General features: G+C 70.1%; 7 protein-coding genes. All 7 read left to right on the top strand.

The features are described from left to right. Nucleotides 1–192: 192 nt before the first annotated feature. Entirely contained in the window at nt 193–1,929 is a 1,737-nt protein-coding gene (locus Q1X76_RS09795) for a hydantoinase/oxoprolinase family protein (protein ID WP_300719674.1), read from the top strand. Nucleotides 1,930–2,094: 165 nt separating this feature from the next. Beyond that, complete coding sequence (locus Q1X76_RS09790; protein WP_300719673.1) at nt 2,095–2,580, top strand: tRNA (cytidine(34)-2'-O)-methyltransferase; 486 nt, start codon at nt 2,095–2,097, stop codon at nt 2,578–2,580. A 516-nt stretch (nt 2,581–3,096) separates the two neighbouring features. Beyond that, nucleotides 3,097–3,837, top strand: a complete 741-nt coding sequence (locus tag Q1X76_RS09785; protein WP_300719671.1) for a sulfite exporter TauE/SafE family protein — start codon at nt 3,097–3,099, stop codon at nt 3,835–3,837. A gap of 141 nt (nt 3,838–3,978) precedes the next feature. Next, nucleotides 3,979–7,116 (top strand): efflux RND transporter permease subunit, encoded by a 3,138-nt coding sequence (locus Q1X76_RS09780; protein ID WP_300719669.1) that lies wholly within the window; start codon nt 3,979–3,981, stop codon nt 7,114–7,116. Further along, nucleotides 7,109–7,735, top strand: a complete 627-nt coding sequence (locus tag Q1X76_RS09775; protein ID WP_300719667.1) for a YkgJ family cysteine cluster protein — start codon at nt 7,109–7,111, stop codon at nt 7,733–7,735. Before Q1X76_RS09780 ends, Q1X76_RS09775 begins: the two co-directional genes overlap by 8 nt. Nucleotides 7,736–7,899: 164 nt before the next feature. Then, on the top strand, nt 7,900–9,114 hold the full coding sequence (locus Q1X76_RS09770) for a bifunctional 3,4-dihydroxy-2-butanone-4-phosphate synthase/GTP cyclohydrolase II (RefSeq protein ID WP_300719665.1): 1,215 nt from the start codon (nt 7,900–7,902) through the stop codon (nt 9,112–9,114). A 493-nt stretch (nt 9,115–9,607) separates the two neighbouring features. After that, on the top strand, nt 9,608–10,588 hold the full coding sequence (locus Q1X76_RS09765) for a lipoate--protein ligase (RefSeq protein ID WP_300719663.1): 981 nt from the start codon (nt 9,608–9,610) through the stop codon (nt 10,586–10,588). Nucleotides 10,589–10,691 lie beyond the last annotated feature (103 nt).

Raw genomic sequence — 10,691 nt, 5'->3', positions numbered from 1 at the left:
CAAGGCGAAGCGCCATGCCGGCGCGGGCATCCCGTGCGTCCCGGACGGCATGAGCGGGCACCGTCGCGCCGCAGGGCTGTGCCGGATCCCCGCGCGGCCCGGAGGCGGGCCTTGCTTGTCAGGGGCGGTCTGAAAGTTTACAACCCTGGGACATATCTATATCTATTCGGGCAGCGATGCCCTGGAGGCAGCATGACAGCGCAGACATTTCTGGGGATCGACGCGGGCGGCACGCATACCGACGCCGTGCTTTGCGGGCCGGACGGCATCCTGGCCGGGGCCAAGGCGCCCACCTGCCACGAGGACCTGCCGTCTTCGGTGCGCGCGGCCCTGGCCGCTCTGGAACGGGCCCTGGAAGAAAGATACGGCCCCGAAGGCCCGGCGCGCCTGCGCGCGGCGGACCGGGTGACCGTGGGCACCACCCTGGCCGTCAATGCGCTGGTGCAGGGCCGTGCCGACCGCGTGGCCCTGGCCCTGAGCGCCGGGCCGGGGCTGGCCCCCGCCCGTTTCGCCATCGGAGAGGACGTCTGCGTGGTGCCGGGCGGCCTGGACCATCGCGGCGTGGAAGTGACGCCCCTGGATACGCGCCCGCTGGCCGAAGCCTGCGCCGCCTGGCAAAAGAAGGGCGTGCGCGCCGTGGCCTGCGTGGCCAAGTTCTCGCCCCGCAACCCCGCGCACGAGCTGGCCATGGCCGACGTGGTGCGCGCCGCCGGGCTCACGCCGGTCTGCGGGCACAGCCTGTCCGGCGAACTCAATTTCCCCCGCCGCATCGCCACGGCCTATTACAATGCCGCCGTGGCCCGCATCGTGGACGCTTTCCTTGCCGCCGTGGAGCAGAGCCTGCGCGGGGCGGGCATCGGCGCGCCCCTGCGCCTGCTCAAGGCCGACGGCGGCGCGGTGCCCGCGGGCCTGGCCCGGCAGGAGCCCGTGCAGTCGGTGCTCTCCGGCCCGGCGGCCAGCGTCATGGGCATCCTGGCCCTCTGCCCCGCCGTGGCGGAGGACGCCTGCTCCGTGCTGCTGGACGTGGGCGGCACCACCACGGACGTGGCCCTGTTCGCCCACGGCTCGCCGGTGGTGGACCGCGACGGCATGCGCGTGCGCGGCCGGCGGACCCTGGTGCGTTCCCTGGCCTCCCTGTCCATCGGCGTGGGCGGCGATTCCCTGCTGCGTGTGGAGGGGCGGGGCGCGCAGGCCCGCGTGCATGCCGGTCCCCTGCGTCAGGGCCCGGCCCTGGCCTTCGGCGGGACGGCCCCGACCCTGCTGGACGCCCTCAATGTCTGCGACGCGGCCCGTCCCGGAGAACTTTCCGGGGACGCGGCGGCCTCCCTGCGCGGCGTGACGGCCCTGGCCCGGGAACACGGCATGGAGCCCGGGGCCCTGGCGGCCCGGGCCGTAGACGATGCCCTGGAGCAGGTGGCGGCGGCCGTGCGCGAGCTGGTGGACAACGTCAATGCCCGTCCCGTGTACACGCTGGCGGCCCTGCGCGGCCTGCGCGACATCGCGCCGCAGCGGGTCTGGCTGGTGGGCGGCCCGGCGGGACGCCTGCGCGCCCGTCTGGCGGCGCGTCTGGCCCTGCCGGTGGACTGCCCGCCGCATGCGGCGGTGGCCAATGCCGTGGGCGCGGCCCTGACCCTGCCCACGGCCGGTCTGGAGGTCTATGCCGACAGCGGCCGGGCCCTGCTGCGCGCCCCGGCGCTGGAGCTGGAGGAAAAGCTGCCGCGCGCGGCCACGCTGGAAACGGTGAAGGAACGCGCCCTGGCCCTGCTCACGGAACGTCTGGACGCGCACGGCGACAGCGGCGCGCGCGTGGAAGTGGTGGAAGCCGACCTGTTCGCCGTGCTGGACGACAGCGGCCGGGCCTCGCGCGACATGCGCGTGCGCTGCCAGGCCGTGCCCGGCATCGCGGTCCCGGCACGGGCCGCGTCCTAGTTCCCTGCGCCGCCCCTGTCCTGAGTCCCTGGGCCGCCCCGGCTCGACCCGCGCTCCCGGTACGGCTCCCCTGTCCTGGGGCCGCCGCCCCGGGAGCGCGGGCGGCACAGGCGCGAAGACGGCGGCCGTGCCCCCGTGCATGCTGTCCGCTCCAAAGGAAAACAAATGAAGATCGTCCTCTTTGAGCCGGAGATCCCGCCCAATACCGGCAACATCGCCCGCCTGTGCGCCTCCACGGGCATCCATCTCAACCTCATCGAGCCGCTGGGCTTCAAGCTGGAGGACCGCTACCTCAAGCGCGCCGGACTGGATTACTGGCCGCATGTGCGCATGGACGTCTGGCCGGACTGGGACGCCTGGCTGGCCGCGGCCACGGCGGAAGGGGGCGGCACGGCCCCGCGCTGCGTCATGACCTCGGCCCGGGGCGGCGTCCCCCTGCAGCATTTCGCCTTCGCGCCTTCGGACTGTCTGGTCTTCGGGCCCGAGACCCGGGGCCTGCCGCCGGAGATCCTGCGGCGTTCGCCCCACAAGGTCCGCATCCCCATGCTCAGGGACAGCGTGCGCAGCATCAACCTGTCCACGGCTGCGGGCATCGTGCTCTTCACGGCCATGAGTTCCTGCGGGCTCATGGAAGGGCCGGAATGGCGGTAGGCCGGCCGCCTGTGCCGCGACAGCGCGGCAGGGCGCAGGCCGGGCGGTTCCCGGGAACGGTCAGGCAGGGCATGCCCTGCCTTTTTTCGTGTCCGCGGTCAGGGCTGCGACGCAGGCGCGGACAGCGGCCGGGGAGGCTGGTACGGATGCGCGGCGGGACGGCCGCAGGCGGAGGGCCTCCCGCCCGCACGGCCCCGGGCGCAGATGCTGACGGATGAGCAGGGAGGCTCCCCCGCCCCGGACCTTCTCCGGTCACGGCCTGCCTGGGGGCCTGCCGTGCGCTCCGGCGTCGTCCTCGCGCTCCCGCCCGGAGGAACGTGAGGACGCGGCTATCAGTAAAAGGAATCCGTGGCTTCTTTGCGATGCACGGATGCAACGCGCGGAGGCGCTTTTCGATGGATGGCGGCGCATCCGTGCAACATGCGCACTTGCGCTTGCCAGCCGGGGCAAAAAGGAGAATAAGCTCTGTCTGGTGCGGCCGCCGGGCCGCGGCCTATTTTCCTTCTGGGGGCTGTGATGATCGTTGTTCTGCTGGTCTGCCTGCTGGTGGGCTTCCTGGTCGGCCTGGCCGGAGTGGGGGGCATCCTGGTGCCGCCGGTGCTCATCCTCATGAGCGGTCTGGAACCGCACACGGCCATGGGCACGGCCCTGGCCTCCTTCATCGGCACGGGCTTCGTGGGCACCTGGCTCTATCACAGGAACGGGCACTACCGCTTCCGCGAGGCCGTGCCCTTCGCGCTGGGCAGTTTCGTCTGCGCCGCGCCCGGCGCGCTGGTCAATGCCCGCATCGACGCCGGGCCGCTGGTCATGATCCTGGCGGTCGTCATCGTCTTCGCCGGCGCCTGCACCCTGCGGCCGCCCAGACCGGGCCGCAAGGGCAGCCCCTTCTGGCTGGGCTGGAAGGGCCGGGCGCTCATCGGCGGGGCCACGGGCGCCATGGCCGGCCTGACGGGCGCGGGCGGGCCGGTGGCCTCCATCCCCTGGATGGTGCTGGTGGGCTATGCGCCCATCCACGCCGTGGCGCTGTCCATGCCCTACCAGATCGCCACCTCCTTTTCCGGCAGCGTGGGCAACATGCTGGGCGGTCATGTGGACTGGCTGCTGCTGCCCGCCCTGTGCGCCGTGCAGGTGGTGGGCCTGCTGGGCGGCATCGCCATGAACAGGCGCGTGTCCGCGCCCTTCCTGCGCACGGTCATCGGGATACTGTGCATCGGTCTGGGGGCCTCCCTCTTCCTGCGCCAGCTGCTCGGCATCTAGGCACAAAAAAATTTCCGCGCATGCGGAGGGGCTAACGGCCCGGAATGGTACGGGAAATAACGTTGCAGACGCAACGTCCGCGCGGGCGGGCCGGGAACGGCCCGCTTGTGTCCCGCCGGGCGGGCAGGTATGCTGCAGGGCATGAATATCGCCGCACTGTTCATCCGCCGGCCCGTGGCCACGGCGCTCATCATGCTGGGCATGCTCTTTTTCGGGGCCGCCAGCTATGTGAACCTGCCGGTCAACCAGTTGCCCAACGTGGACTTCCCCACCATCCAGGTCAGCGCCGACCTTTCCGGCGCCGACCCCGAGACCATGGCCGCCTCGGTGGCCACGCCGCTGGAAAAGGAATTCTTCACCATCGCGGGCATCGACTCCATCTCGTCCGTCAATGCCACGGGCCGAACACGCATCACCATCCAGTTCGCCCTGGACCGCGACATCGACGCCGCGGCCCTGGACGTGCAGGCCGCCATCGGCCTGGCCGAGCGGCGCCTGCCCACCAACATGACCAATGACCCCAGCTTCCGCAAGGTCAACCCGGCGGACTATCCCATCCTCTATCTGCGCGTGGGTTCGCCCACCCTGCCGCTGTACGAGCTCAACGAATACGCCGACACCCTGGTGGGGCAGCGCCTGTCCATGGTCAAGGGCGTGGCCCAGGTGATCATCTACGGCCAGAAGAAATACGCCGTGCGCGTGCGTGTGGATCCCGACGCCCTGGCCACCCGCGGCCTGGGCATCGACGAGGTGGCCGACGCCGTGAGCGGGGCCAACAGCAAGCTGCCCACGGGCTCGCTGGAAGGGGAGCGCCGGGCCAGCGCCATCAAGGCCTCGGGCCAGCTGGAGAACGCCGCCGCCTTCCGCGACGTGATCGCGGCCTACCGCAACGGGGCCCCCGTGCGCCTTGCGGACATCGGCGAAGTGGTGGACAGCGTGGAGCAGGACAAGCAGCTTTCCTGGTCGGACAACGGCAAGCCCTGCATCATGCTGGCCGTGGAGCGCCAGCCCGGCGCCAATACGGTGCAGGTGGTGGACGACATCAAGACCCTGCTGCCCGGCCTGGTGCGCCAGCTGCCGCCCTCGGTCACGCTGGAGATCTTCTACGACCGCTCGGAATCCATCCGCGAGTCCGTGGCCGAGGTGAAGCTGACGGTCTTCCTGGTGGTGCTGGTCATCTTCCTTTTCCTGCGCAACCTGCCGGCCACCATCATCCCCAGCCTGGCCCTGCCCATGTCGGTCATCTCCACCTTCTCGGTGATGCTGGCCATGGGCTTCAGCCTGGACAACCTTTCGCTCATGGCCCTGACCCTGGCCGTGGGCTTCGTGGTGGACGACGCCATCGTCATGCTGGAGAACATCGTCCGCCACCAGGAGATGGGCAAGGACCCGCTCACCGCGGCCTATGACGGCTCGGGCGAGATCGGCTTCACCATCCTGTCTATGACCGTCTCGCTGGCGGCGGTCTTCATCCCGGTGCTGTTCATGGGCGGCATCGTGGGCCGCCTGTTCTACGAGTTCGCCGTGGTCATCATCACGGCCATCCTGTTCTCGGGTGTGGTCTCCCTGACTTTGACGCCCATGCTCTGCGCCTACTTTTTGCGCCATTCGGGCAGCAAGCACCGCGTGGGCTACGAGGGCATCTACGGCAAGCTGGAGCGTGCCTTCGAATGGCTGGCCGACAAGTACGCCCGCTCCCTGGACGTGGTCCTGCACCACCGCCGCACCACCCTGATCTTCTCGCTGCTCCTGCTCCTGGCCACCGGCTGGCTGGGGGCGGTGATCCCCAAGGGCTTCCTGCCCAGCGAAGACATGGGCTTCGTGGTGGCCACCACCGAGGCGGAGCAGGGCATCTCCTTCGAGGGCATGGTCAACGCCCAGCACAAGCTGGACGAGATCCTGCGCAACAATCCGCATGTGGACCGCTTCAATTCCGTGGTGGGCATCGTGGGCAGCAGCCAGAGCATGAACAACGGCACGCTCATGATCCACCTCAAGCCCCACGGCGAGCGGCCCGACATGCAGACCGTGGTCCAGCGCCTGCGCCGCGAGCTCAACACCTCGCCGGCCATGCAGGTCTTCTTGCGCGTGCCGCCGGCCATCAACATCGGCGGCCGCTCCACCAAGGCCCTGTACCAGTACACCCTCACCGGCACCAACATGCAGGAGCTGTTCGACTGCGCCCAGGAGGTGGAGGCCGCCCTGCGGAAAGTGCCGGAGATCCAGGACGTCAACAGCGACCTGCAGCTCAAGAACCCCGAGATCCATGTGACCATCGACCGCAACCGGGCCTCGGCCCTGGGCATCAGCGCCGGGCAGATCGAGCTGGCCCTGCAGACGGCCTACGGCTCGCGCGAGGTCTCCACCATCTACGCGCCCACCAACGACTACACGGTCTTCGTGGAGGTGCGCAAGGACTTCCAGCGCAACCCCGACGCCCTGACGCGCCTCTATGTGCGCTCGTCCGGCGGCGATCTGGTGCCCCTGTCCACCGTGGCCAGGATGACCCCCGGCGTGGGCCCCATCGCCGTGAACCATGACGGCCAGTTCCCGGCCGTGACCATCTCCTACAACCTGCGCCCCGGCGTGGCCCTGAGCGAAGGCGTGGCCGCCGTGGAACGCGCCAGCCAGCCGCTTTTGCCCGACTCGGTGAGCGCCAAGTCCCAGGGCACGGCCCAGGCCTTCCAGGATTCGCTCAAGGGCATGGGCTGGCTGCTCGTGCTGGCCATCGTGGTCATCTATCTGGTGCTGGGCATCCTCTACGAGAGCTTCATCCACCCCCTGACCATCCTTTCCGGCCTGCCCTCGGCGGGCTTCGGGGCCCTGTTCACCCTCTGGATCTTCGGCCAGCCCCTGGACCTCTACGGTTTCGTGGGCGTCATCATGCTCCTGGGCATCGTCAAGAAGAACGCCATCATGATGCTGGACTTCGCCCTGGAGGCCCAGCGCCACGATCCCTCGCGCACGCCCCTGGACGCCATCACCGAAGGCTGTCATGTGCGTTTCCGGCCCATCATGATGACCACCATGGCGGCCCTCATGGGCGCGCTGCCCATCGCCATCGGCATGGGCGCCGGTGCCGAGGCCCGGCGTCCCCTGGGCCTGGCCGTGGTGGGCGGCCTGTGCTTCTCCCAGCTGGTGACGCTCTACATCACGCCCGTCTACTACGCCTATATGGAAGACTTCTCGCGCTGGCTGACCCGCCGTTTCGGGCAGCGTTTCGAGGCCAACCGCGCCGCCCGCGCCCGGCACGAGCAGGAGGAGGCCGACCATGCCTGATGACGCGCCTGTCTGCCGCCGCTGCGGCCGTTGCTGCCAGCTGGGCGGGCCCGGCCTGCTGCGGGACGATGCCCCTTTGCTGTCCTCGGGCGCTGTGAAGCCGGAGATGCTGGTCTGTCTGCGCCGGGGCCAGTGGGCCCGGCAGGACGGCATGGGCGGCGGTCTGGCCCGGCTGGAGGACGAGATGCTCAAGCTGGCCGGGGTGGGGCGCGGGCCGCATCCTTGGCAGTGCCTGGCCTATGCGCCCGGCGCGGGCTGCACCATCTACGGGCGCCGCCCCGTGCAGTGCGGCGCGCTGTTCTGCGAGGACACGCGGCCGCTGGAGGCCCTGCTGCGCGAGGTCCCCGCGCTGGACCGGCGCGCGGCCATCGCCCTGCTGCCCCTGCCCGGGGAGCGGCGTCGGCTGTGGACGGAACTGGCCCAGGCCCATGAGGAGGCCTGCGACGTGCGCCGGTATTTCGCCCTGCTGGATATGGGCGACATGGCGGCCGCCGCGGCCATGGAACGCTATGATGCCGCCTTCCGGCAGCTCTGTGTGGAGCGCGGGGCCCTGGAGGCGGCCTGCCTGCCCTTCCTGCTGGGCCAGCCCCTGCGCGACCTGCCCCGCCACGAGGGATGAGGCCGGGCCGCGTCCGCCACGGGGACGGCGCGGGGCCCTGCCGGGCGGCCTTCGCGGACCCTGCCCGCACGGGCCTGCCCGTTGACAGGATGCCGGAGCGGCCCTACCTTTAGGCACAGACGAACATAACGCCGTCCCCGCACGGCACAAGCCAAGGAACTGTCATGCCTCTGTGCAGCACTGAAGAAGCCATTGCCGAGATCCGGCAGGGCAAAATGATCATTCTTGTGGACGATGAGGACCGGGAAAACGAAGGCGACCTGACCATGGCCGCCGAATTCGTGACGCCGGAAGCCATCAATTTCATGGCCAGGTTCGGCCGTGGTCTCATTTGCCTGCCCATGTCCGGCGAAATGGCCGACAAGCTGCAACTGCCTCTGATGGCCAGGCACAACGGCTCCCGTTTCGGCACCAACTTCACCGTCTCCATCGAGGCCCGCGAAGGCATCACCACCGGCATCTCCGCCGCCGACCGCGCCGCCACCATCAAGGCCGCCGTGGCCGACGGCGCCCGTCCCGACGACCTGGTGACCCCCGGCCACGTCTTCCCCCTGCGCGCCCGCGCCGACGGCGTGCTGGCCCGCGCCGGCCAGACCGAAGGCAGCGTGGACCTGGCCCGTCTGGCCGGTCTTAAGCCCGCCGCCGTCATCTGCGAGATCATGAAGGACGACGGCACCATGGCCCGCATGCCCGATCTGGAGGTCTTCGCCGCCGAGCACGGCCTCAAGATCGCCTCCGTGCGCGACCTCATCTGCTACCGCATGCGGCGCGGCCAGGTCTCCGTCAAATGCGACGCCAAGGCCCATCTGCCCAGCCTTTACGGCGACTTCACGGTCTACGCCTATGAGAGCGACCGCGAGCCCGGCACCCATCTGGCCCTGGTCAAGGGCGACATCACCACGCCCGAGCCCGTGCTGGTGCGCGTGCACAGCCAGTGCCTCACCGGGGACGCCCTGGGCTCCCTGCGCTGCGACTGCCGCGGACAGCTGGCCGCGGCCCTGCGCCAGATCGAAAAGGAAGGCCGGGGCGTGCTGCTCTACATGCGCCAGGAAGGCCGCGGCATCGGTCTGGCCAACAAGATCCGCGCCTATGCGCTGCAGGATCAGGGCTACGACACCGTGGAAGCCAACCGCAAGCTGGGCTTCCCGGACGATCTGCGCGACTACGGCACCGGCGCCCAGATCCTGGTGGACCTCGGCATCACCAAGATCCGCCTGCTGACCAACAATCCCAAGAAGATCGTGGGCCTGTCCGGCTACGGCATGGAGATCGTGGAACGGGTGCCCATCGAGATCGAAGCCTGCCCCGAGAACGAATCCTACCTGCGCACCAAGAAGGAAAAGATGGCCCATCTGCTGACCGGCATCCGCTGCCACTAGGCCGTCAGGGAGTGCGGACACCCGGCGGGGGAGAGGACGCGAGCGCGTCTTCTCCCCCGCCTTTTTCGTGCCTGCCGCCGTCCTGTCGGGCCCTGCGCGCCTGCCGCCCCCTGCCGCTGCGGACGGGGCATGGTCGCGGACGGAGCCTGACCGCCGCCGGCCTCCGTCTCTGCGGGCCTCACCTGCGCCGGCCGGGGCCGGACATCCGTCCGCGCCCTGCGCCGGTCCCTGCCGCCGTCCTGTTTCGCGGGACCTGCGGCCGGGCGACGACCTCCGCGACGCTCCCGCCGGCCTGCCAGGCCAGGGGACTGCGCAGGGCCTGCCGCAGCGTGGCGGCCCGCGTGACAGCCCGCGTGACAGCGCGGACCTTGTGACGGGCTTATGCCTGATTTCACAATTTATTTTTTGCAATATCCCTTGTCCGGGTCCGGGGCCTGTGCTAATTTTTCTGCCGGGCGCAGCAGCCCCGGCGGCCATTCCCCAGGAGCCACGCATGCAGTTTCTCTCCCTCGTGTCCACAGATCCCGCCTTCAATCTCGCTCTTGAGGAATGCCTGCTGCAGTGGCTGCCCGCGGACCATCCCGGCCTGTTCCTGCTCTGGCAGAACGCGCCCAGCGTCATCGTGGGGCGCCATCAGGTGACGCTGGACGAGATCGACAGCGATTTCGTCCGGGAGCGCCGCCTGCCCGTGGTGCGGCGCATGACCGGTGGCGGCGCGGTCTACCATGACCTGGGCAATCTCAATTTTTCCTTCATGGAGAACGCGCACGGCCGCAAGGCCGTGGATTTCGCGCGCTATCTGCGTCCTGTCTGTGCGGCCCTGGCCGATCTGGGCGTGCAGGCCTGCCTCACGGGGCGCAACGATCTGGAGGCCGGGGGCCGCAAGATCTCGGGCAGCGCGCAGTCCCTGCACCGGGACCGCATCCTGCATCACGGCACCCTGCTGGTGGAGCTGGATTTCGGCGATCTGGTGCGGGCCCTGCGCGTGGATCCCGACAAGATACGCTCCAAGGGCGTCGCCTCGGTGCGCTCGCGGGTGGCCAACATCGCCGGCTTCTGGAAGCCGGGCAGCAGCATGGACGGCCTGCGGGCCGCGCTGCTGCGCCGTTGCGCCGACGGCGAGGCACGGCTGGAGCCGGAGGTGCTGCGGGCCGCGGAAACATTGGCGGCGCGCAAGTACCGCAGCTGGGACTGGAACTACGGGGCCTCGCCGCCCTTCACCCTGCAGCGGCGCGAGCGTTTCCCCTGGGGGCTGGTGGACTGGCGTCTGGACGTGCGCGGGGGCGTCATCCGCTCCTGCCGCATCTGCGGGGATTTTTTCGCCACCGCGGAGGTGGCCGCGCTGGAGGCGCTCCTGTGCGGCGTGCGCTGCGAGCCGCAGGCCCTGGCGCACGCCGTGCGGGACGTTAGCTGGCAGGAATATTTCTCCCATTGCGACGAGGCGCGCATGCGGGCCTTTTTCACTACGCTCTGAGCCCGTGCCGGGCGCTCGCGCAGCGCGCCGGGAGGGCAGGGCCCGCGCCCGGCGTGGTGGCAGCCGTGTCAGGCCGCCGCGCGCAGGGGAGGGCGGTTTTTCG

It is taken from the genome of uncultured Desulfovibrio sp., assembly GCF_949282365.1.
Lineage (GTDB): Bacteria > Desulfobacterota > Desulfovibrionia > Desulfovibrionales > Desulfovibrionaceae > Desulfovibrio.
Note: the sequence above shows the minus strand (reverse complement) of the source record. Positions and strands in the feature narration are given on the sequence as shown.